The sequence below is a fragment of the Xenorhabdus japonica genome (genome assembly GCF_900115195.1).
Classification (GTDB): domain Bacteria; phylum Pseudomonadota; class Gammaproteobacteria; order Enterobacterales; family Enterobacteriaceae; genus Xenorhabdus; species Xenorhabdus japonica.
Window position 1 is genome coordinate 20,787 of sequence record NZ_FOVO01000030.1, and the last position, 21,921, is coordinate 42,707.

The 21,921-nt window shown below is 42.3% G+C and carries 24 protein-coding genes, 1 tRNA gene and 2 pseudogenes; 15 read left to right on the top strand and 12 right to left on the bottom strand.

Annotated elements, in window-relative coordinates:
- Nucleotides 1-220 precede the first annotated feature (220 nt).
- Nucleotides 221-1,315, top strand: a pseudogene (locus BM135_RS11840) (tyrosine-type recombinase/integrase); the annotation flags it as partial.
- 21 nt (nt 1,316-1,336) lie between these two features.
- Here BM135_RS11840 and BM135_RS11845 read toward each other — a convergent pair.
- Nucleotides 1,337-1,413 (bottom strand) — tRNA-Arg (locus tag BM135_RS11845).
- 193 nt (nt 1,414-1,606) lie between these two features.
- Here BM135_RS11845 and folD point away from each other — a divergent pair.
- From folD to sra, 3 genes are all read left to right on the top strand, one after another.
- Complete coding sequence (folD, locus tag BM135_RS11850; protein WP_092519924.1) at nt 1,607-2,482, top strand: bifunctional methylenetetrahydrofolate dehydrogenase/methenyltetrahydrofolate cyclohydrolase FolD; 876 nt, start codon at nt 1,607-1,609, stop codon at nt 2,480-2,482.
- Nucleotides 2,482-2,694: a ribosome-associated protein YbcJ gene (gene ybcJ / locus BM135_RS11855; RefSeq protein ID WP_092519925.1), complete on the top strand. Its 213-nt coding sequence runs from the start codon at nt 2,482-2,484 to the stop codon at nt 2,692-2,694. The genes folD and ybcJ overlap by 1 nt, the downstream gene beginning before the upstream one ends.
- Before the next feature lie 326 nt (nt 2,695-3,020).
- On the top strand, nt 3,021-3,254 hold the full coding sequence (gene sra, locus BM135_RS11860) for a stationary-phase-induced ribosome-associated protein (protein WP_092519926.1): 234 nt from the start codon (nt 3,021-3,023) through the stop codon (nt 3,252-3,254).
- A gap of 128 nt (nt 3,255-3,382) precedes the next feature.
- On the opposite strand, the gene cysS is transcribed toward sra, so the two are convergent.
- Nucleotides 3,383-4,765 carry a cysteine--tRNA ligase gene (cysS, locus tag BM135_RS11865; RefSeq protein ID WP_092519927.1) on the bottom strand — a complete coding sequence of 461 codons (1,383 nt, stop codon included), beginning with the start codon at nt 4,763-4,765 and terminating at the stop codon, nt 3,383-3,385.
- Between the two features lie 272 nt (nt 4,766-5,037).
- Here cysS and ppiB point away from each other — a divergent pair, with 272 nt between their 5' ends.
- From ppiB to purK, 4 genes are all read left to right on the top strand, one after another.
- Entirely contained in the window at nt 5,038-5,532 is a 495-nt protein-coding gene (gene ppiB, locus BM135_RS11870; protein WP_092519928.1) for a peptidylprolyl isomerase B, read from the top strand.
- Nucleotides 5,533-5,574: 42 nt separating this feature from the next.
- Nucleotides 5,575-6,297, top strand: coding sequence for a UDP-2,3-diacylglucosamine diphosphatase (gene lpxH, locus BM135_RS11875; protein WP_092519929.1), 723 nt, complete (start codon nt 5,575-5,577; stop codon nt 6,295-6,297).
- Nucleotides 6,298-6,465: 168 nt separating this feature from the next.
- The gene (gene purE, locus BM135_RS11880) at nt 6,466-6,990 is read left to right on the top strand and encodes a 5-(carboxyamino)imidazole ribonucleotide mutase (RefSeq protein WP_245737393.1); all 525 of its coding nucleotides are present in this window, start codon (nt 6,466-6,468) and stop codon (nt 6,988-6,990) included.
- The gene (purK, locus tag BM135_RS11885; RefSeq protein WP_092519931.1) at nt 6,987-8,069 is read left to right on the top strand and encodes a 5-(carboxyamino)imidazole ribonucleotide synthase; all 1,083 of its coding nucleotides are present in this window, start codon (nt 6,987-6,989) and stop codon (nt 8,067-8,069) included. The genes purE and purK overlap by 4 nt, the downstream gene beginning before the upstream one ends.
- A gap of 65 nt (nt 8,070-8,134) precedes the next feature.
- Here purK and BM135_RS11890 read toward each other — a convergent pair whose 3' ends face one another.
- Complete coding sequence (locus BM135_RS11890; protein ID WP_092519932.1) at nt 8,135-8,749, bottom strand: riboflavin synthase subunit alpha; 615 nt, start codon at nt 8,747-8,749, stop codon at nt 8,135-8,137.
- A 2-nt stretch (nt 8,750-8,751) separates the two neighbouring features.
- Complete coding sequence (locus BM135_RS11895) at nt 8,752-9,219, bottom strand: hypothetical protein (RefSeq protein ID WP_139204101.1); 468 nt, start codon at nt 9,217-9,219, stop codon at nt 8,752-8,754.
- Nucleotides 9,220-9,232: 13 nt separating this feature from the next.
- Between BM135_RS11895 and BM135_RS17515 the strand changes: the two are divergent.
- The 4 genes and pseudogenes from BM135_RS17515 to BM135_RS11915 form a co-directional block, all read left to right on the top strand.
- Nucleotides 9,233-9,430: pseudogene (locus BM135_RS17515) on the top strand (transposase); the annotation flags it as partial.
- A gap of 382 nt (nt 9,431-9,812) precedes the next feature.
- Nucleotides 9,813-10,757 carry a siderophore ABC transporter substrate-binding protein gene (locus BM135_RS11905; RefSeq protein WP_092519934.1) on the top strand — a complete coding sequence of 315 codons (945 nt, stop codon included), beginning with the start codon at nt 9,813-9,815 and terminating at the stop codon, nt 10,755-10,757.
- Nucleotides 10,758-11,062: 305 nt separating this feature from the next.
- Complete coding sequence (locus BM135_RS11910; protein ID WP_092519935.1) at nt 11,063-11,548, top strand: YbhB/YbcL family Raf kinase inhibitor-like protein; 486 nt, start codon at nt 11,063-11,065, stop codon at nt 11,546-11,548.
- A gap of 40 nt (nt 11,549-11,588) precedes the next feature.
- Nucleotides 11,589-12,368 (top strand): L-threonylcarbamoyladenylate synthase, encoded by a 780-nt coding sequence (locus BM135_RS11915; RefSeq protein ID WP_092519936.1) that lies wholly within the window; start codon nt 11,589-11,591, stop codon nt 12,366-12,368.
- A 65-nt stretch (nt 12,369-12,433) separates the two neighbouring features.
- Here BM135_RS11915 and BM135_RS11920 read toward each other — a convergent pair whose 3' ends face one another.
- The gene (locus tag BM135_RS11920; RefSeq protein WP_092519937.1) at nt 12,434-13,351 is read right to left on the bottom strand and encodes a LysR family transcriptional regulator; all 918 of its coding nucleotides are present in this window, start codon (nt 13,349-13,351) and stop codon (nt 12,434-12,436) included.
- 280 nt (nt 13,352-13,631) lie between these two features.
- Between BM135_RS11920 and BM135_RS11925 the strand changes: the two genes are divergently transcribed.
- On the top strand, nt 13,632-14,930 hold the full coding sequence (locus BM135_RS11925) for a 3-isopropylmalate dehydratase large subunit (RefSeq protein ID WP_092519938.1): 1,299 nt from the start codon (nt 13,632-13,634) through the stop codon (nt 14,928-14,930).
- A complete protein-coding gene (locus BM135_RS11930) occupies nt 14,927-15,478 on the top strand; it encodes a LeuD/DmdB family oxidoreductase small subunit (protein WP_092519939.1) in 552 nt (183 codons plus the stop codon). The genes BM135_RS11925 and BM135_RS11930 overlap by 4 nt, the downstream gene beginning before the upstream one ends.
- Before the next feature lie 59 nt (nt 15,479-15,537).
- Here BM135_RS11930 and hemW read toward each other — a convergent pair whose 3' ends face one another.
- From hemW to BM135_RS11955, 5 genes are all read right to left on the bottom strand, one after another.
- The gene (gene hemW / locus BM135_RS11935) at nt 15,538-16,668 is read right to left on the bottom strand and encodes a radical SAM family heme chaperone HemW (protein WP_092519940.1); all 1,131 of its coding nucleotides are present in this window, start codon (nt 16,666-16,668) and stop codon (nt 15,538-15,540) included.
- A complete protein-coding gene (locus BM135_RS11940; RefSeq protein WP_092519947.1) occupies nt 16,661-17,254 on the bottom strand; it encodes an XTP/dITP diphosphatase in 594 nt (197 codons plus the stop codon). Before BM135_RS11940 ends, hemW begins: the two co-directional genes overlap by 8 nt.
- Before the next feature lie 73 nt (nt 17,255-17,327).
- Nucleotides 17,328-17,891, bottom strand: coding sequence for a YggT family protein (locus BM135_RS11945; RefSeq protein WP_092519941.1), 564 nt, complete (start codon nt 17,889-17,891; stop codon nt 17,328-17,330).
- A 27-nt stretch (nt 17,892-17,918) separates the two neighbouring features.
- The gene (gene proC, locus BM135_RS11950) at nt 17,919-18,740 is read right to left on the bottom strand and encodes a pyrroline-5-carboxylate reductase (protein WP_092519942.1); all 822 of its coding nucleotides are present in this window, start codon (nt 18,738-18,740) and stop codon (nt 17,919-17,921) included.
- Between the two features lie 52 nt (nt 18,741-18,792).
- Nucleotides 18,793-19,488 carry a YggS family pyridoxal phosphate-dependent enzyme gene (locus tag BM135_RS11955; RefSeq protein WP_092519943.1) on the bottom strand — a complete coding sequence of 232 codons (696 nt, stop codon included), beginning with the start codon at nt 19,486-19,488 and terminating at the stop codon, nt 18,793-18,795.
- A 22-nt stretch (nt 19,489-19,510) separates the two neighbouring features.
- Between BM135_RS11955 and BM135_RS11960 the strand changes: the two genes are divergently transcribed.
- Complete coding sequence (locus BM135_RS11960; protein ID WP_092519944.1) at nt 19,511-20,512, top strand: type IV pilus twitching motility protein PilT; 1,002 nt, start codon at nt 19,511-19,513, stop codon at nt 20,510-20,512.
- Between the two features lie 104 nt (nt 20,513-20,616).
- Here BM135_RS11960 and ruvX read toward each other — a convergent pair whose 3' ends face one another.
- The gene (gene ruvX, locus BM135_RS11965) at nt 20,617-21,039 is read right to left on the bottom strand and encodes a Holliday junction resolvase RuvX (RefSeq protein ID WP_092519945.1); all 423 of its coding nucleotides are present in this window, start codon (nt 21,037-21,039) and stop codon (nt 20,617-20,619) included.
- Entirely contained in the window at nt 21,039-21,602 is a 564-nt protein-coding gene (locus BM135_RS11970) for a YqgE/AlgH family protein (protein WP_092519946.1), read from the bottom strand. Before BM135_RS11970 ends, ruvX begins: the two co-directional genes overlap by 1 nt.
- Nucleotides 21,603-21,921: the final 319 nt, after the last annotated feature.

The following is a 21,921-nucleotide window of genomic DNA, read 5'->3' on the forward strand; positions in this document are numbered from 1 at the left end:
CTAAATAACCTGCCCAAATACGACGATACCGCAGTCACCGCAATTCTCGATAAATACGTTCCCAAATTTAAACCACTCAATCATATGAAATTCAGTGCAAAATCTGTGCTGGCATATTATGTGAGAGTTATTAAGAAGGAGATGAAATGAGGCTCATCACTAATAATGAAAGCGTCACCCTATCCCGTAAATCAGCAGCAGCTTTCATAGGGATTGATGTATTAAGGAGTCTCTTGGGACAACGGACAAAAAGCAAGCTCAGGAGCTGCACGACCGAAGAAAGGCCGAATTATGGCGCATAGAAAGATTGGGCGACTTCCCTGACGTAACTTTTGATGAAGCCTGCTTGCGATGGATTGAAGAAAAGGCCGATAAAAAATCACTGGATGATGATAAGGGGCGCATGGGGTTCTGGCTGGAGTACTTCGGAGGGGTCAGATTAAAGGATATTACCGAAGCCAATATTTATACTGCGGTTAGTAAGATGAAAAACCGTAAGGCCAAGGAGCGCTGGGAAAGCCACGTTAAAGCTGCAAAGAAGAAAGGGCAAGAAATCCCTGCCTATGAAGAAGTCCCGGTATCGGTGGCAACCAAAGCAAAACACTTGGCCTTGATGAAAGCTTTATTAAGAGCAGCTGAAAGGGACTGGAAATGGCTAGAGAAAGCACCGGTGATTAAGATTCCCCCCGTTAGAGACAGACGTGTCAGATGGCTGGAACCTCACGAAGCTCAAAGGTTAGTTGATGAATGTCCCGACCCGTTACAGTCAGTCGTTAAGTTCGCACTGTCTACAGGACTGAGGCGTTCAAATATTATTAATCTGGAATGGTCTCAAATTGATATGCAAAGACAAGTGGCATGGATACACCCAGATCAAAGTAAATCGTCTAGGGCTATAGGGGTAGCCCTAAACGAAACAGCTTGTAAAGTATTGCGTGATCAAATAGGAAATCATAGTAAATGGGTGTTTGTCCATACCAAGCCATCAACCAATCCTGACGGGAAAGTCATGCCTAAAGTCAGAAAGATGCGTGTTGATGATAACACAGCTTGGAACTCTGCATTAAAGAGAGCAGGGATAGAAAATTTCCGGTTCCATGATTTACGGCATACATGGGCTAGCTGGTTGGTTCAGTCAGGCGTTCCATTATCAATTTTACAAGAAATGGGGGGATGGGAATCAATCGAAATGGTAAGGCGTTATGCTCACTTAGCACCCAATCATCTCACTGAGCATGCGCGACAAATTGATGCAATTTTTGGTGGTTGCGTCCCGAATCCGTCCCAGTCAGGAAAACTAGCGATTGCAAAATAGAGGTAACTCATTGATTTTAAATGGTACGCCCTACAGGATTCGAACCTGTGACCTACGGCTTAGAAGGCCGTTGCTCTATCCAGCTGAGCTAAGGGCGCATTATGATATGCAGAAAAATAAGAAACATCATTAATGCGTTGATGTAGCACCGGATTATACGGGCATAATGGAATGAGTCAATGGGCTTTTCGCTCATCTGCTCATTTTATGATTATCAATAAAACTGACAGGCGGTTCATGTTCTGACAAAATAGCATTTATTCCTATACTTGATGATGGAATCTTAAATACATGTCAGCACAAATTATTGATGGGAAAACGATTGCGCAGACAATCAGAAGCGAAGTTGCAGAAAAAGTCAGGCAGCGTGTTGCAGCCGGAAAACGAGCGCCGGGTCTTGCCGTCGTTTTAGTGGGCGAAAATCCCGCTTCTCAAATTTATGTCGCAAGTAAACGCCGCGCCTGTGAAGAAGTCGGTTTTATGTCACGCTCTTATGATCTGCCTGATACCACCAGCGAAGCCGAATTACTCTCCTTGATAGATAATCTAAACGCCGATACGAAAATCGACGGTATTTTAGTTCAACTCCCTCTACCTGCCGGCATTGATAATGTCAAAGTACTGGAACGTATTCATCCCGATAAGGATGTGGATGGTTTCCATCCTTATAATATCGGTCGTCTATGCCAACGTGCCCCAAAATTGCGTCCTTGTACTCCACGCGGGATTGTAACCCTGCTTGAGCGCTGCAATATCAATACTTATGGGCTAAACGCGGTTATTATTGGTGCTTCTAATATCGTTGGACGCCCGATGAGTCTTGAATTGTTGCTGGCAGGATGTACGACTACGGTAACGCATCGTTTTACCAAAAATTTACGTCAGCATGTTGAACAGGCTGACTTACTGATCGTCGCGGTCGGTAAGCCAAATTTTATTCCCGGCGAGTGGATTAAACCTGGCGCGATTGTGGTTGATGTCGGCATTAATCGACTGGAAAATGGCAAAGTCATTGGTGATGTGGATTTCGATAACGCGTCCGAACACGCAAGTTGGATCTCTCCTGTGCCCGGTGGTGTTGGCCCGATGACCGTTGCAACATTAATTCAAAATACCTTGCAGGCTTGCGAGGAATATCATGATGTAGATACAACTGAAGGTTACTGATGGAAATTTTTTATTTAGATAGTCATCCTTATGTCGAATTATGTGATTTGCTGAAGCTTCAAGGGTGGTGTGAAAGTGGAGCTGCGGCAAAGACAGTGATTGCAGAAGGTTTGGTGGAAGTCGATTCTCAAGTTGAAACCCGCAAACGCTGCAAAATCGTTGCCGGTAAAGTGGTTTCCTTTAATGGCGGATCTGTTCGCGTTGAAGAGTAATTAAGCAGGGTTGCAGCTCACAAGGCTGCAACTTGAAAAATAGAAGACTTAACAGTTAATTATTTTTATTACCGTCAGCATAAGACAAAACACAAAATCAAAAGCTCTCCAAGAATCAATCCAGTAAATATCGAACTAAAAGTCAATCCAAGAAAAATATTAAATATCTAATGATTTCGATAATTCTGACAGTAACTTCATCTGACTTTATTCACGGGATATGTGACATTGACGATATCTTGATAAACAATTATGTCAGTAATGTTTTGGTTTTCTAATAAGTTGCTATACTGAGAGACTTGCGTACAACTGAAACGGAGTTAATTATGTTAAGTAATAGAGCTGCAAGAAGGTTGTTGGGTTTGTCTTATAAATTAAGTAATTCTAAACGTCGAGTAAAAGTCTCTCTTCTCAATCCTGCTTCCGATGATAGTGCACATCAAGTACCAGAGCATCTGAGTAATTCCTCTTTTGTTTCCATGAAACGGGACTCAGTTTCTGGAAAAGTTACCTATCACGTTGTAAATGCTTTCTATCCTGAGTATCTAAATACTCATTGATAAATCTGTCGGTTTTTATTTCGCTTATATATACAACACAGCTAAGTATTACAGCTAAAAATATCGCTATGAAATTGTAAATGCGATAAAAACTGAACCGCCCATCTAAGGGGCGGTTCTGGAATCGATTATTTACGGCGCCATGTTGTTCCTTGTGGCCCATCTTCCAGCTCAATTCCCATTTCATTTAACTGGTCGCGTGCCGCATCAGCCAAAGCCCACTCTTTGTTTTTACGAGCATCATTACGTTGTTTGATTAGCGCTTCGATTTGGGCTACGTCATCATCTGCCTGTGCTCCACCTTGCAAAAAATGTTCTGGATCTTGTTCCAAAAGACCAAGAATACCCGCTAATTTACGCAGTTCAGCAGCCAAACCGTTAGCTGTCACCATGTCTTCTGTCTTCAGGCGGTTCAGCTCACGCGCTATGTCAAACAAGACTGAATATGCTTCCGGTGTGTTGAAATCATCGTTCATTGCTTCAGTGAAACGGGCTTCAAACGCTTCTCCACCAGCAGGCTGAGCAGATTTATCTGTACCACGCAGGGATGTATACAAGCGCTCCAGAGAAGTACGCGCCTGTTTCAGGTTCTCTTCCGTATAATTCAACTGGCTGCGATAGTGGCCGGACAGCAGGAAATAACGTACGGTTTCAGCGTCGTAATATTCCAGCACATCACGGATGGTAAAGAAATTGTTCAATGATTTGGACATCTTCTCTTTATCTATCATAACCATACCGGAATGCATCCAATAATTGACGTAAGGGCCATCATGGGCACAAGTTGATTGTGCAATCTCATTTTCATGGTGCGGGAACATTAAATCAGAACCACCACCGTGAATATCAAAATGGTGCCCCAGTGCCTTGCCGTTCATTGCGGAACATTCAATATGCCAGCCCGGACGACCTGCACCCCACGGAGATTCCCAGCTTGGCTCACCCGGCTTGGACATTTTCCACAACACGAAATCCATTGGATTACGTTTTACATCTGCCACTTCAACACGGGCGCCAGCCTGCAATTGTTCCAAATCCTGACGGGAAAGCAGTCCATAATTAGGAGTGGTGTCAATAGAGAACATGACATCACCATTTGCAGCAACATAAGCATGTCCACGCTTAATCAGCTCTTCCGTAATTTCAATAATCTCAGGGATATGTTGTGTTGCACGAGGCTCTAAATCCGGACGCAAGAGGTTTAGTGTATCAAAATCGCAGTGCATTTCTGCCAACATGCGTGTGGTTAAATCGTCGCAACTTTCCTTATTTTCGGTTGCACGTTTGATAATTTTATCATCAACGTCAGTGACGTTACGGACATACGTCAGATCGTATCCCAGATAACGCAGGTAACGGGCGATAACATCAAATGCAACAAATGTTCTGCCATGACCGATATGACACAAGTCATAAATGGTAATGCCGCACACGTACATGCCCACTTTCCCTTCGTGAATCGGCTTAAATTCTTCTTTTTGACGACTGAGAGTATTGAAAATTTTTAGCATCAGTGGGTTTTCCGTAAAAATTGATGTACGTGTAATAAAATCAAATGAATTGATTGATTATAAGCTTCTTTATCAGCGTGATAAATAAATGCGGCATAGAGAAGTCAGGTGAGGTATTTCACCTTGATATGCAATGCTTTGCAAGTACCACAAGCCGCCTTATTCTGATGCGGCTCAGAGTACTGACTCAAAATCTGAGATGTGATATAACAGCGGTTGTTCCGAATCCCCTAAATACGGGGCTAATCAAAACTATTATTAGGATTTATATTATGGTGACTTTCCACACCAACTTTGGCGATATCGTAATCAAAACATTCGCTGATAAAGCACCTGTAACTGTTGAAAACTTCCTGAGTTACTGTTCTGAAGGTTTTTATGACAACACCATTTTTCACCGTGTTATCAATGGATTCATGATTCAAGGCGGTGGCTTTGAGCCAAGCATGAAGCAGAAAATGACTAAGGATACTATTAAGAACGAAGCCAACAATGGCCTGAAAAACAACCGCGGCACTCTCGCAATGGCGCGTACCAATGATCCACATTCTGCAACTGCCCAATTCTTCATTAACGTTGTGGATAACGATTTCCTGAACTTCCGTTCAGAACGTCCAGATGGATGGGGTTACTGCGTATTTGCTGAAGTCGTTGAAGGTATGGATGTGGTTGATAAAATCAAAGATGTTTCCACTGGCCGCAGCGGTATGCACCAAGATGTACCACGTGAAGATGTGATCATTGAACGTGTGACTGTCAGCGAATAGTTACTGTTAGAAATATACTGTTAGAAAATAGTTAATCGTTACATGAGTACACTGTTTATTGCAGATTTACATCTTAGCGAACAAGAACCGGCAATCACTGTCGGTTTTCTGCGTTTTTTACGTGAAGATGCAATTCATGCTGAGAGCCTTTATATCCTCGGTGATTTTTTTGATTACTGGATTGGTGATGATGATCCCAACCCACTACACACCAAAATCGCCCAAGCACTTAATGAACTGAAACAAAAGGGTATTAACTGTTATTTCATTCATGGTAATCGTGATTTTTTGCTTGGTTCCCGTTTTGCCAAAGAGAGTGGTTTGATCCTGCTACCACAGGAAAAGGTGCTGGAATTGTATGGTAAACGTATTCTGATTTTGCACGGCGATACACTATGCACTGATGATATCGGCTATCAGCAGTATCGTAAGCGAGTACATACTCCGTGGATACAGCGGTTATTCCTGTTTCTCCCTTTATTTATCCGCTTGAAGATTGCAACCAAAATGCGTGCGGGTAGCCAATACGCCAACAGCCAAAAATCCAAATCTATTATGGATGTCAATCAAGAAGCTGTTCTCGAACATTTCAAAAAGCATCAGGCAGATTGGATAATTCACGGACATACGCATCGCCCGGCAATACATGATATCCAACTAGATGATAAAGCTGTGCATCGTGGTGTATTAGGAGCATGGCACGACCAAGGTTCAATGTTCAAAGTCACAGAAACGTCCATTGAATTGATACCCTTCTCTTTCTAAACGGCTTTGCTTCTTTTTTGGAAAAATCCACAAATCAAGCGACGCAAACGTTTTCCTTATGCGATTAGCGTGATATGATCCGTCGCCTGAAATTTCATCTTTGTTCTGGCAGACACCCTATACAGGAGCATCTGATTTATGACGTCCAGTCCTGATCCCACAACAGCTATGACTTCTACAACAGAAATAGAGCACCAGCACCACGCCAAAATTGCCATCGTCATGGGTTCGAAAAGCGACTGGGCAACGATGCAACATGCAGCTGATATTTTGACCTCTCTTGCTATTCCTTTCCGTGTTGAAATTGTTTCGGCACACAGAACACCGGATAAACTTTTTCATTTCGCAGAGCAGGCGAAAGAAAACGGTTTTGATGTGATTATCGCTGGTGCAGGTGGTGCGGCACATTTACCGGGAATGTTGGCAGCCAAAACTTTAGTGCCTGTGTTTGGCGTTCCGGTACAAAGCGCTGCGCTTCGCGGTGTCGATAGCCTGTATTCTATCGTGCAAATGCCAAAAGGCATTCCTGTTGGCACATTAGCCATTGGTAAGGCAGGAGCAGCAAATGCTGCATTGTTGGCTGCCCAAGTGCTAGCTTTGCATGACTGTGCTCTGTTTCAACGTTTGTCCGATTGGCGCAGTGCACAAACACAAGCTGTCTTGGATAATCCAGATCCACGGGAGGAGGTATGAAGCCCGTTTGTGTACTGGGAAATGGTCAGTTGGGCAGAATGCTGCGGCAAGCAGGTGAGCCGCTGGGGATCACTGTTTATCCTGTTGGGTTGGATGCCGAGCCAGAAGCAGTGCCTTATCAAAGCAGCGTGATCACCGCAGAAATTGAGCGCTGGCCTGAAACCGCATTAACCCGTGAACTGGCGCATCATAAGGCTTTTATCAATCGAGATATTTTTCCACGGCTGGCTGATCGTTTGCCACAAAAACAGCTCATGGATACATTGGGCTTGGCAACCGCACCGTGGAAACTGCTTTCCTCCCCCGATCAATGGCCACAGCTATTTACGGAATTAGGGAATTTCATTATTGTTAAACGCCGGACAGGAGGTTATGACGGACGTGGGCAATGGCGTATCAGGCCGGGTGATGAAGCAACTCTTCCGCCAGAAGTTTACGGTGAATGTATTGTAGAACAAGGTATTCCGTTTTCGGGAGAAGTATCTCTGGTTGGTGCCCGTAATGCCAAAGGTGAATCAGTATTCTATACATTGACTCATAATTTGCACCAGGAAGGTATTTTGCGTACTAGTGTTGCCTTGCCTGATTCTGCCGATAAGCAATTTCAACAAAAGTTTCAACAAAAAGCAGAGAAGATGCTGTCCGCCATCATGAATCACCTGAGCTATGTGGGTGTTATGGCGATGGAATGCTTTATTGTTGGCGATAATTTATTGATCAATGAATTGGCTCCACGAGTTCACAATAGTGGTCACTGGACACAAAACGGGGCTTCTATCAGCCAGTTTGAACTTCACCTACGGGCGCTCTTAAATCTCCCTATGCCACAACTAGAAATATTTGCGCCATCCGTCATGATCAACCTGATCGGTACAGAAATAAACCCCGCATGGCTTAGTTTGCCGCTGGTTCGTTTACATTGGTATGAAAAAGAAGTTCGACCTGTACGTAAAGTCGGTCACTTAAATGTGACTCATGCGGATAAGGGCACATTGCAATCTACGTTACAAGAATTAGCGCCATTATTGCCCGCTGAATATCAAAGTGGTCTTGAATGGGCGCAATCTAAATTAAACTGACCCTATCATGATCAGCTCAAGGAAGTGGTAATGATTAACCACTTCCCTCCCTGTCTCATTGATGATCATGCTGTTCTTGACAGGGTTCTAGACAGTGTATCCACAATTGTTCTTGTCGTTTGGTCTATCTCATAATTGAGAAAATCCCCCACCTTAATATTGCTGAGATTGGTCATCCTCAATGTCTCCGGGATCAGGTTTAAAACTATCGTCTGGTTTTCTTCATCAATGCCGTTGATGGTTAAACTACAACCATGAAGGCCAATAAAACCTTTCAAGAAAAAATAGTTGATATTGCCTTGAGGGATCTTGATAACCAACCGATAAGTTTCCCCAGCTGCGGTAAATTCAACAACTTCTGCCATCCCCTCTATATGCCCATAAAGACTGTGCCCGCCATTTTCTTTATACATCTGGTGTGACCTTTCTACATTGACTGCATCCCCAACGGAAAGAAATTTTAACGTTGTGGTATCAGCAGTAAAATCAGAAATATCAAAAGAGACGCTATCTTCACTAAATTGAGTCACAGTCAGGCATGTGCCATCAACCGCGATACTGGCTCCGATGACAATATCATCAAAAAAGTGATTATTATTGCTAACTATCAGTGTGCTAAATCCATTCTTTTTATTGAGTGACAATACATTCTCTTTACCTTGCACAATTCCTGTATACATAGCTATCCTCTTTTCTGGAGTAAGAATAATCCTGTTGAATAAGAGACTTTATGTTCGTTAGAAAGATATTTATCATACAGTAGTTGATAAAAATCGTTAACTGCATTTTCCTGATCAGACTTGGAAAATTGCTGATATATGACAGAACCACTTCCTAAATGCCAATCCCTGAAATCATCATAATTCGAAAAATCAATAGCTTCTTCAATCCGATAGCTTTTGAGTATTTTAAAATCTTTAGTGAAATCCTTAATTTTTTTATTATCAAACCGATAGTCATCAAAGACTACTGACGATGAAACAGGAGAATATTTATTTCTTACTGCTTCTAATACCTTTCCTTGAACATCCTTTTCACCGTAAAAGAAATTGAAGTCAAAAGCACATGACAAAAACAAATGACCATTTGGTTTCAAGTATTTTAAAATTTTATCTAATACTTTTTTCTCTTTTGGAATAAACCAATACAAGCAAGCAGCACAAAATGAGAACACGAATGGATTAATCAGAGATTACTTTCCAAAAGGAACCGATTTTAATCAGGTATCAGAGTTAGAGATTAACCTTGTGGCAAATCGCTTAAATCATCGTCCTCGTAAAACACGCGATGATAAAACACCGAATGAATTATTTAAAGGAATACCCACTCATTTACTTCGTTCGTTACGATGTTGCACTTAATATGTGAATCCAAGAGATATTATCTCATTTCGGAAATATTTTACCTGTAGTTACACGGATCTTTTGCCAGAGGAAATGTTCCAAAACCGATAAAAAAGAAAAATTGGACACTCTTCAAGTTCCCGTTATATGAGGTGATATTACCGTTAATAATTGCGATATTGTTGTTGCGGATGAAGAAGACATTGTTGTGATTGAGTCTGATAGAGCTTTTGAATTGTGGGAAGAAGTGCAACTTAACTATCACCTGTATAAAATAAATTGATTGCTTTTAAAGCAAATAATAATCAATATGAAATTGATTCTTATTTTGTTGACATATTAATACTGCCACCTAGAATGCAAGTCATCTTTTACTAATAGGCTCAATTTAGGTGTAAAAATGAAAAAAATCCTGCCAATTGTTATTACATCATTACTTTCTGTTACCAGTTACTCTGCATTCAGTCAATCATCAGAATTATTTACACCAAATTCAGTAATGGCTCAATCTGGTAATTATGTCACAGTAAAGCATCTTTCCGGTGAAACTCAGGTTAAAAAGAATCCAAAACGAGTTGTTCTGTTTGATTTCGGAACTTATGATTCGATGGCAAAATTGGGGTTATCTGATCGAGTGATTGCACTACCTATCGATAACCTACCTGAATATGTACGCAGTGATGTGTCTGAAAGTATGCACAATGCTGGGGGAATGAAAGAACCGAATTTGGAAAAGTTAGCTGAAATAAAACCTGATCTGATTATCATTACAGGGCGTCAGGGATCTTCCTATGATCGTTTGTTGCAAATTGCACCCACTGTAAATTTAAGCACCGACAATAAAAATTATCTGTCATCCGTTGATAGTAATCTAAAATTATTAGGCGAATTATTTAATAAGCAGGATATAGTTAAAATCCAATCTGCTGAGTTAGAAAAAACTATTGCATCCGCACAGGAAAAAGCGAAAGCAGCGAATAGCAATGTACTGGTATTACTACACAATGCTGGTGAATTATATCCTAATAATCAAGCTATTGTTTACAACGTAATTAAAGCTCCTCGTGCTGTATTACCTGCCAAATCAGACACAGACAAAAGTCGTTCAGTGACAGCGGATATGATTGCACAAGCAAATCCTGATGTGATTTTTATTATCGATCGTAGTGAAGCAATTGGCGCAGGTAAGCTGGAAAAAGATCGGTTTGAAAATGATCAAGTCAAATCAACTAATGCCTACAAAAACGGTAAGATCGTGTACTTACAGTCTGATCTCTGGTACTTGTCTGGTGGCGGTTTGGACAGTATGACGCGACAAGTCAATGCAATTGCTGATGCATTGTAATTTCGCAAATTAATAATTCATTTTCCCTGAAATTACCCCGAAATCTAATTATCTAGATTTCGGGGTAATTTATTAACAATCTATTATTTATTAAAAACAAAAAATAATTAAGATCATTTTTGCAGAATATTAAGAAGGTTGAATGTCTTGTGAAAAAATAAAGGGAACAGGTATACCATCAAAATATTTCCGCGACTCACTTATTGTTCCTAAATTGAAACAATCAGGCAAAATCATGCTCTAGTCTTGCAGCAGAGAAAAACTGCGTTAGGATGTTTTAAAAGACATTGAATGGGGACACAAGCATGATTATCAGTTCATTTGAATTTAAGAATAATGACTTCTTGAAAAAAGAACATGAATTTAATGAATTTGGTGGCAATGGTGATAACCGTTCCCCCGAACTCGCTTGGACAGAAGTACCAGCTGAAACCAAAAGTTTTGCTATTACTGTCTATGATCCTGATGCACCGACAGGCAGTGGTTTCTGGCACTGGGTCGCTTTTGATATCCCCATTGCAACACAAGTCTTACCTGCAAATGCAGGGCAAAGTGATGGTAGCAAATTGCCAATCGGTACGATTCAGAGCAGAAATGATTATGGCCTGATTGGTTTCGATGGCCCTTGCCCGCCTGTCGGTGATAAAGCGCATCGCTATGTTTTCACTGTACATGCCTTATCGGTAGAAAAACTGGGAGTCAATGCTGAAACAACAAACGCCATTGCGCGTTTTATGATCCAAGCCAATACCTTGGCAACAGCTTCTATTACCGGTTACTACCAACGTTAACTGATTAATAATTCTTCCGTTTCCAGTAGAGGATATCAATATGAGCAGCAAAAAAATTCAATGGAATAATGGGTTACAGCAGGAAGCAGTAGAGATCCTCTCTAATGACGGAGGAATGATCGTCTGCCCAACCAAAGTTGGTTACATTATTATGACATCTGATGCGCAAGGTCTGGAGCGCAAATTTGAAGCTAAGCTGCGTAATCGCAATAAACCAGGTGTTGTTTTGTGTGGATCTTTGGAACAGTTGAAAGAGTTGACTCAGCTTAACGCGGAAATTGAAGAACTTTATCAAAGACATTGGGATGAAGATGTATTGTTAGGCTGTATTTTGCCGTGGAAGGAAGAGGCAGTAGCCCGTATCCCAGATGATGGTTCTAAAGAACTGATGATGGATCAGCGTGGTACGAGTTGTTTCGTGATTAAGTTTGGTAAACCGGGCGAAATATTGGCAAAAGAACTTTGGGAAAAATATGGCAAGTTTTCTTTTGCCAGCTCAGCAAATCCATCAGGTAAAGGTAATCGTGGGTTGGTTGAATGTATCGGTGAGAGGATAGAAGAACGAGCCGATTTGATTATCTCCGCCAATGACTATGTTAAATCTATCCAGCCAAATGAAACCGAGCAAACTCGTTATGAGCAAGGCGTTATGGTTGCAATGGTAGATGAAAGTGGCAAATTAGTTCCTCTGCAAAATGGCCAGCGCGATATTACCCCGTGTCCGGTATTAATCCGCAAGGGGTTGGATGTAAACAAAATCATGGCGATGATGTCCGACATTTTCACTACTTGGGATTACCGTCACGGCAATTATTATTAATTACTATTGATAGCTATCAATGCTTTTTACAGATGATATTTTTAGCGGGTGCGATTGCACCCGCATTAATGATTATTCCTGCTCTCCAAATCTTGCTTTAACTTGCGTTGCAAAGAATTTGCAAACTGTTGGACACGCGAAGATAGCGTGCTTTCTGATTTAAACAATATCCATGCTTGATAAATATCCATACTCCATTCGGGAAGAAGCCGCACCAGTTTTCCTTCTGCGACTGCTTCATGAGTAACGTAGTCGGGTAGATAGGCAATGCCAGCCCCAGCCACAGCGGAACTCATTAATGCTACACTGTTATTGATGCGAAATCGGCTGCGCACTTCAATATCCAGCTTATTTCTTTCTTTACGGAACGGCAGGGAGATAGTATGTGCGGGGCCACGGAATAGCAGGTAATCGTAGCGAGGGAGATCTTCGGGTTTATTTATTGGCGAAAATTGGCTTATATAGTCCGGTGTTGCGTAAAGCCCCCAGGTAATATCAATCAAAGGCATGACAAGTGGATATTTTGGTGCTTCACGTCCTATGATGATCGCAATATCGCATTGATCTTCCTCCATATTAATCGCTCTGTCAGTCAGTTCCAGATCTACGCTGATATGAATATTTCCCGCAATAAAACTATTCAGGGCGGGGACAATACATTGACTGCCAAAGGATACCGGAGCAATCAAACGCAAACTTCCCATCGGTTCTTCATGGAAATTACGTATAAAATGTTCGGCATTTTGGGCTTCGGTAAGAATTCGGTGGCAATATTGGTAATAACTCATTCCGACTTCTGTTACTTGAATTTTGCGCGTAGTACGGTTGAGTAATTGGGTACCTAATCTTACTTCCAATTGTGCAATTTCACGGCTAACCGACGACTTGGAAAGCCTTAATGATCTCGCAGCTTCGGTAAAGCTCAGCGTCTCTACGACGCGTGCAAAGACCACCATTGAGGTAAGATTCTCAATATTATTCATGTAATAACCTGATGATTTACTCGAGGGAACTACTCTATAACATATCACATCTCCTATAGTGAGACGTCAATATTCCTTTTCCATGTACTTGTCCATACGAAAAGGTCATGCAGAAAAATCATGCCGGATTCAATGAGTAAGAATTTCCCATTTTGTGAACAACTGTCTCATACTGGAAACAGTGAGCGACACAATGGTATTTCCCTACGTTAAGGCGTAGTAATCTTGTTAGGATGACAATCTATAGAGTCTGTTTCAAACTTTCGGAGGGCCATGTGAGATGAGCCAAACTATTACACAAAAAATTCTTGCACGGGCAAGTGGGCGTGAACAAGTCACTCCGGGTGAAGTGGTTTGGGCGAAAGTGGATATTCTGATGTCTCACGATCCCTGCACTCCGGGTGTAGCCAGCGTATTTAAAAAGGAATTCGGGCAGGATGCAAAGATATGGGACCCCGAACGTTTTATTTTAATCCCGGATCATTTTGTCTATTCGGCTGATTCACAAGCTAATCAGAACATTCGGGTGATGCGTGAATTTGCCGCCGAACAGAACATAAAATATTTTTACGATGTAGGGACACCCAATTATAAAGGTGTGTGCCATATAGGACTTGCAGAGGGAGGGCATACCCGCCCCGGCGAGGTATTATTGGGTACTGACTCACATACTGTTACTGCGGGTGCTTTTGGTGCATTCGCCATTGGATTAGGTATTACTGATGCAGCCTATGCGTTAGGTACGGGAGAAATTCCTCTTAAGGTACCAACGACCATTCGGGTAAATTTTACCGGAACTAAACCAGCTCATGTTTTGGCTAAGGACATGATTTTGTCCATGTTGTCAGAGTTAACCGTCGATGGTGCGACATATCAGGCCATCGAATTTGGTGGGAATGTCATTGATGAGTTATCAGTAGAAGAGCGCATGACGATTTGCAACATGGTTGTTGAGTGTGGGGCTAAGAACGGTATTATAGTTCCTAATCAGGCGACTTTGGATTATTTAGCAGAACGAAATAATCTCCCTTTCGAGATTGTTTACCCTGACGAGGATGCACAGTATAGCTGCGTGTTAAACATTGATGTTTCCACAATGGAACCAAAGATTGCTAAACCCCACTCTCCAGATAATGTTGTTTCTATTGAACAAGTTGCTAATGTTGCCATTTCTCAGGCATATATTGGCTCCTGTACAGGCGGCAAGCTGGAGGATTTTGTTGCGGCAGCCCGTGTTATCAAAGGGCATAAAGTTGCTATTCCGACTTACGCAGTACCTGCAACAAAAGAAGTTTTTCATAAAACGATTACAACCCAAATTGATGGTATTTCTGTTTACCAAATTTTAAGTGATGCGGGCGTTAAACTTTCCTCTGAGTCAGGATGTGCGGCCTGTTGTGGTGGCCCGCCGGATACTTTCGGGCGTGTCAATGATCCAATATCCGTGATATCTACAACTAATCGTAACTTTGTCGGCAGAATGGGGCATAAACGCGCCAATATTTATCTGGCTTCCCCTTACTCTGTTGCAGCTGCCGCTATTACTGGTCAAATAACAAATCCTGAGGAGTTTTTATGAGTGAGTTAAAGGAAAATATCATTCGGGGTGAGGTGTATGTATTGACCGATAATATTGACACTGATCAGATTCTTTCAGCCGAATACCTCAAGGTCAATCCTTCCACTCCTGAAGGATATGCCCAACTGGCTTCACTGGCGATGTGTGGATTACCGGAAGGCTCATTACCTTTTATTGATGAAAGTCAGGGAAAAGCGAAATATCCGATTATTGTGGCAGGGCAGAATTTTGGCTGCGGCTCTTCGCGTGAACACGCAGTTGCAGCATTAGGTGCTTCAGGTGTAAAGGTGGTTCTTGCTCAATCTTATGCCCGTATATTCTTCCGGAATTGTGTATCAACCGGGCAGGTATTGCCTGTTGCAGCCCAAGAACGCTTGTGTGACAAATTGGTTACAGGGGACAGTATTGAGATTGATATTGAAAACCAGACGGTCATTCTGCTGAAAAGTGGTGAGAAATATCAAATTGATCCAATTGGTGAACTTGCCAATATTGTATCTGCCGGAGGGTTATTTTCTTACGCTCGTGCGACTGGAAGAATTAAATAATGTGAAATAAACTGCACCTGAAAATTAAAAGGTGCAGTTTATTTTATTAATTTCTTTCTTCAAAGAAACAGTTCCAGTAAGGAATTCAGGAACAGTTTTCCGTGTTTAGTAATTTGCCAATGTGTTTCGCTTTCAGCGATATAGCCTTTAGCCAGTGCTTCATCAATTTGTGGACGAATGGCACTTTCCGGTAACCCGGTGAAATCACTAAAATCCTGACGTGGCATTGATTCCAACAAGCGAAAACGGTTCATGAAAAATTCAAATGGACGATCTTCATTATCCACTTGATTTTGTTGATCCAAATAACGCTCCTGCATATAACCGCGTGGATGCTTGGTTTTTACGGTACGAAGGATACGGCCGTCTTCAAACGAGATTTTTCCATGTGCGCCGCAACCAATTCCCAAATAATCACCGAACCGCCAGTAATTGAGATTATGCTGACATTGATAACCCGGTTTGGCATATGCCGATGTTTCATATTGTTGATAACCTGCCTCCGTCAGCAATTGATGGCCTTGGGAAAAAATATCCCACAATGCGTCATCATCCGGTAAAACCGGAGGGCGAGAGCCGAAACTGGTATTAGGTTCAATCGTCAGTTGATACCAAGACAAGTGTGGCGGAGATAATTCAATGGCCTGACGCAAATCATTCAATGCTTCATTGAGTGTCTGGTTGGGCAAACCATGCATCAAATCCAGATTGAAGCTGCGTAGCCCAAGTCTATCAGCTAATTTTGCTGCTTGTTTGGCCTCTTCTGGGCCGTGGATACGCCCCAAACGGATAAGTTTATCTGAACCGAAACTTTGTACGCCAATGGAAATTCGATTGATGCCCGCTTGTTGATAGGCGCTAAAACGATCGGCTTCAACGGTTCCCGGATTGGCTTCCATTGTAATCTCTGCTTGCGGAGAGAGTGGCAGTGAATCTCTGACACCATCAAGCAGTCGCTGCATACCTTCAGCACTTAACAGGCTTGGGGTTCCTCCACCAATAAAAATCGCTGATACCTCACGATCACCAACCATTGGCAGATCAGCATGCAAATCAGCCAATAGATGATCAACATACTCTTGGTGCGGCACGTCTCCTTTTAAGGCATGTGAATTGAAATCACAATAAGGGCACTTTTGCACGCACCACGGAATATGAATATAAAGACTCAGAGGTGGCAACTTAAGCATTATGCATGGCTTCCAACAACATTGCTAATGCTTTCCCACGGTGTGAAACGGCATGTTTCTGCTCACGAGTTAATTCAGCTGCTGTGCAGTTAAATTCTGGAGCATAAAAAATGGGATCATAACCAAAACCACCTTTTCCGGCAGGTTCACGGGTAATAAATCCTGACCAGCGACCGTGAAATACCAAAGGAGTAGGATCTTCTGCATGGCGTAAAAAGACCAATACACAGTTGAATTGGGCTTGGCGCTGTTCATCAGGAATATCGCGCATAGCTTCTAATAATTTTTTCAGATTCTCCTGATCAGAGGCATCACTGCCTGCATAGCGAGCGGAATAAATGCCAGGTGCGCCGCCCAATGCGTCAACAGACAATCCTGAATCGTCTGCAATCGCAGGCAAACCCGTAACTGTTGCGGCATGGCGGGCTTTGATGATTGCGTTTTCGATGAAAGTGAGACCCGTTTCATTGGCTGAATCAACACCTAATTCGATTTGAGCCACGATGTCTAATCCAAAGTCAGCCAATAGATCAGCCAGTTCACGAACTTTGCCTGCATTTCCCGTGGCGAGAACAACTTTTTGCATTGCCATTTATTTAATTTAACCTATGTATCCAATGGATATATGTACCTAACTGAATCTTTGTACTTAATTGAAATTAATTTACGATCATTGAAGCTAACCATCCCATCACATCGTAACGCAGGGCATTCAGTGCGTAGAGAATAAGCATGACAATCATGGCAGAGAAATCAAGGCCACCCATAGAAGGGATGATGCGGCGGATGGGTGCCATTAGTGGTTCGGTCAATTGAATCAGAACATAGTCAACAGGATTGCGTCCTTGACTAATCCAGCTCAATAACGCACGGGCGATGACTAACCAGAATACAAGCTTTCCGGCAGCAGCCAGTAATTCAATCACCCCAAACAAGAATATAACACCAGAAGGTATTAGAAATTGTCCTGCGGTAAGCCATATAGGCAACAAGATCTTGAGAAGAATAAGCGGGTAGGTGAGAACCACAGACGCTGTATCAATGGGGCCAATGGCAGGAATTACTCTGCGTAATGGACGCACCACAGGTTGAGTGATTTTAACGATAAATTGTGCAAATGGATTATAGAAATCACAACGTGCCCACTGCATCCAGACGCGCAGCAATAAAACGGCAATATATAAATCTAGAATTGTAGAAAAGATGAAGTTTAAAGATTGCATGTAGCAGCCCTGATTGAATTAAACCAATTAAAATAATTTTTCCATTTCCTGCGCTCGGCAGATAGCGGTTTGCATAGCATTGGACACAATTTCAGGCAGCTTGCCTTCATAAAAAATGCGTAGTGCTTCAGCCGTTGTACCGCCTTTAGATGTTACCTGCTCACGCAGGATAGCAAAAGGAAGATCTTTTTGCGTTTCAGCAAGTCTAGTTGAACCGATAGCTGCTTGCAGGACAAGTTCTCTGGCTGTTTCTCTGTCGAACCCCAGACGTTCCGCCTCTTGCTGCATCGATTCCATGAACAGGAAGAAATAAGCAGGGGCACTGCCTGCGACGGCGATAATATCGTTAATGCCGTTTTCCTTATTTACCCAGCAAACTTTCCCGACACTGCTCATTAGTGAAGCAGCAAATTCGCGATCAGATTGCTCAATATGTTCTGGTGCAAACAGTCCGCTGATCCCTTGTCCGATAAGAGAAGGGGTATTTGGCATGATGCGGATAATATTGAGATTATCCTGCAAAAGCGCGTAAAAACGGGAAACAGGAATACCAGCCGCAATGGAAAGAACGAGTTTTTGACTGAAATCGATATGTGAGCGCAGTGACTCACAAACTTCCGCCATCATCTGTGGTTTAACAGCCAGAACAATGACATCAGCTTTTTGCGCGTAACGAATATTATCGCTTTGACTGTTAATGCCATATTCTTTTGCCAGCACACCACGGCGGGTTGTATTTGGAGAACAGACAGTGATGAGTTCAGCAGGGTAGTCTTTTTTGACTAATCCGGCAATGATGGCGTGAGCCATATTTCCGGCGCCAATAAAGGTGATTTTACGATTTTCCATTAAACAATCTCGCATAATTAGTTAGTTTTAGATGTCATATCAGTTGGTTACGTTAAGAACTGTATTGGCGAGCACCGAATATTGCTGTTCCAATCCGAACCAATGTAGAACCACAAGTAATGGCAGCTTGCATATCATCTGTCATGCCCATTGATAGTGTGTCGACTTGGGGGTATTGCGTTTTCAGCCCAATAAATGCTTGCTCCATTTGGCGAAAAACGGCTATTTGGTGTTCAGCATTGCTTTCTGGTGCAGGTATTGCCATCAATCCGCGCAATACCAAATTGGGTAATCTATTAATAGTTGCAGCCAGTTCGGTTAATTCTTCCAACAAAATGCCTGATTTGCTCTCTTCTCCACTGATATTAATTTGGATCAGAATATTGAGAGGCGGCATGTTTTCAGGCCGTTGTTCACTTAAACGCTGGGCAATTTTCAATCTATCGACGGTATGACACCAATCAAAATTTTCTGCAACCAGACGACTCTTATTAGATTGTAATGGACCAATAAAGTGCCACACTAAATCGTCACGGTTGTTAAAGAGTTGAATTTTTCCAACTCCTTCCTGAACGTAATTCTCGCCAAATTCCCGCTGACCATTGGCTATAGCTTCTGCGATGGCGTTCGCAGGTTTGGTTTTACTAACTGCAAGCAAGGTAATTTCTTCTGGAGAACGCCCGCATTTTTGAGCTGCAAGGCTAATACGGTTCCTGACATCGTGAAGATTTTGTTCGATATTGTTCATAATTGACTCAGGAGATAAAAAAATGAATATGGAAAAATTAGTGGCCCTTAGTGTAAAGCATAATGCTTCCGATCTGCATCTTTGTGTCGGGCAAGTTCCGGTTTTGCGTATCAATGGTATGTTATACCCACAGATACAATTGGAAGAAATTCAATCCGATACCCTTATGGCATGGGGTAAGGAAATCTTATCTGATGCACAGAAACAGCAATTACAGCAGCACGGTCATGTCGACTTTATTGTGGTAATGCCAGATAAGCAGCGGCTCAGGGCAAATCTGTTCTATCAACAATCTCATTTATCGCTGGTATTGAGATTGATTACAGATAAATGCCCGACATTGGAACAACTATATGCGCCTGACATCATCCAGCATCTTATTTTGCAGGAAATGAGCGGATTAATATTAGTGACAGGCGCGACAGGAAGCGGCAAATCCACTACGCTGTCAGCCGTGATTAATGCTTTAAATAGTCAGGCTTGTAAACATATCATCACGCTGGAAGATCCAATAGAATTTGTTCACCAAAGTCGAAATTGTTTGATACAGCAAAGGCAGATTGGTAAGGATGTCGCGGATTATCAAACGGCCTTGAAAGGGGTATTACGGCAAGATCCAGATGTAATTCTATTGGGAGAATTACGAGATAAAGAGACGATTCGGCTGGCACTGACAGCGGCTGAAACGGGACACTTGGTTTTATCAACATTGCATACCCGTGGGGCAATTCAGGCGATAGATCGCTTGGTTGATGTTTTTTTCGCAGAAGAAAAAAGCTGGATTTGTAGCCAATTGGCCGGAAGCCTAAAGGCGGTTATTTCTCAGCAGCTACTCCCTGCCAAAGACGGTGGCAGAGTAGCTATTCATGAAGTTCTGGTCATCAATCAAGCTGTTAGCCATTTGATAAGAGAAGGTAAAAACCATCAAATAGCATCATTAATGCAGACTGGTGCTGCTTGCGGTATGCAAACTTACGAACAAAGCCGACAACAGCGCAAGTCGTTGGGATTACTGGCAATATAAAAAATAAAAAGTAAAGAATCGAGGTTCTGGCAATTGTTTTGAGATAAACGACTTGCGGTAACAGCCATGCCTAATGATGAGTATGGCTATTACAAAAACTATTGTTAGGGATATTGCTGCTCAAACCAGCTTTCCAGGATAATAACAGCAGAAGCGGAATCAACCTTGCCTTTATCCAGAGCCTTGTAGCCACCATGATCAAACAGATGAGAGCGTGCTTCCACGGTGGTCAATCGTTCATCTTGCAGTTCAACTTGTACTCCGAAACGCCCATGTATGCGATTGGCGAATTTACGGGCTTGTGAAGTGACGAGTTGTTCTGTGCCATCCATATTGAGTGGTAGGCCGACGATAACCAGATCGGGTTGCCACTCTTTGAGTAGTTTCTCAATGAGTTCCCAATTGGGAGAGCCTTCATTGGCTTTAAAAGAAGATAATGCTCTGGCTGTACCTGTGATTTCTTGTCCGATGGCAGCCCCAATACTGCGAGTTCCAAAATCAAAGGCAATAATTGTGCGATTTTTCATCAGGCGTGTCCTGCTTGTGATGCGAGATTATAAATATTAACTCCCAGTAAAGAAGCAGCCTCACGCCAGCGATCAGCGATAGGAGTATTGAAAATAATAGAAGGTTCAGCACTGACAGTAAGCCAACTGTTTTCCATAATTTCCTTTTCCAACTGCCCTGTTTCCCAACTTGAGTATCCGAGGGTCATTAAAAAATCTTTCGGTTGGCGTGGTGTTCCCAATGCTTCCAGCACATCTTTAGATGTTGTGATCATGGTGTGATCAGAAATTTGGATGCTGGAACTGAAACCTGATTGTGGTGTATGCAAAATAAAGCCGTGTTCTTCAGACAGTGGGCCACCGGCTATTACCGGTAGATCGAGATTGATGGTATTGTCTCTATCTTCCGGGGCGATATCTAATTTTTGCAAGATACTTTGGATAGAAACTTGAGCTATTGGCTTGTTGATAATTAATCCCATTGCCCCATTTTGATCATGTTCGCAGATATAAACTACAGAACGATTGAAATAAGGATCAGAGAGCGAAGGCATGGCAATAAGGAAGTGATGCTGTAGGTTCATGTGTTTTCTGATAATTATTTTGGCAATGTAAGAATGATTTGGCCCACCAGTATGTGGACAGAGCATAGCCCTTTATACAAGGACTACACTTGATTTTCAATGAATTAAATAATCATTGAGGTGGTATAATTACCCTATTCCATCCATTAAAGTGGATGGAATGTGGATGCTTCCTCCCAGTGGATTGAATTTTATGGCATCCTGTATATTCTTCGGTAGTCAGCTAGGGCAAACGGGTCTAATTTATACAGATGAAAATCCCACTGTCAGGATTTTCATCATATAGCCATTATCCCAGCCAGCCTTCTGGCGCTTAGTC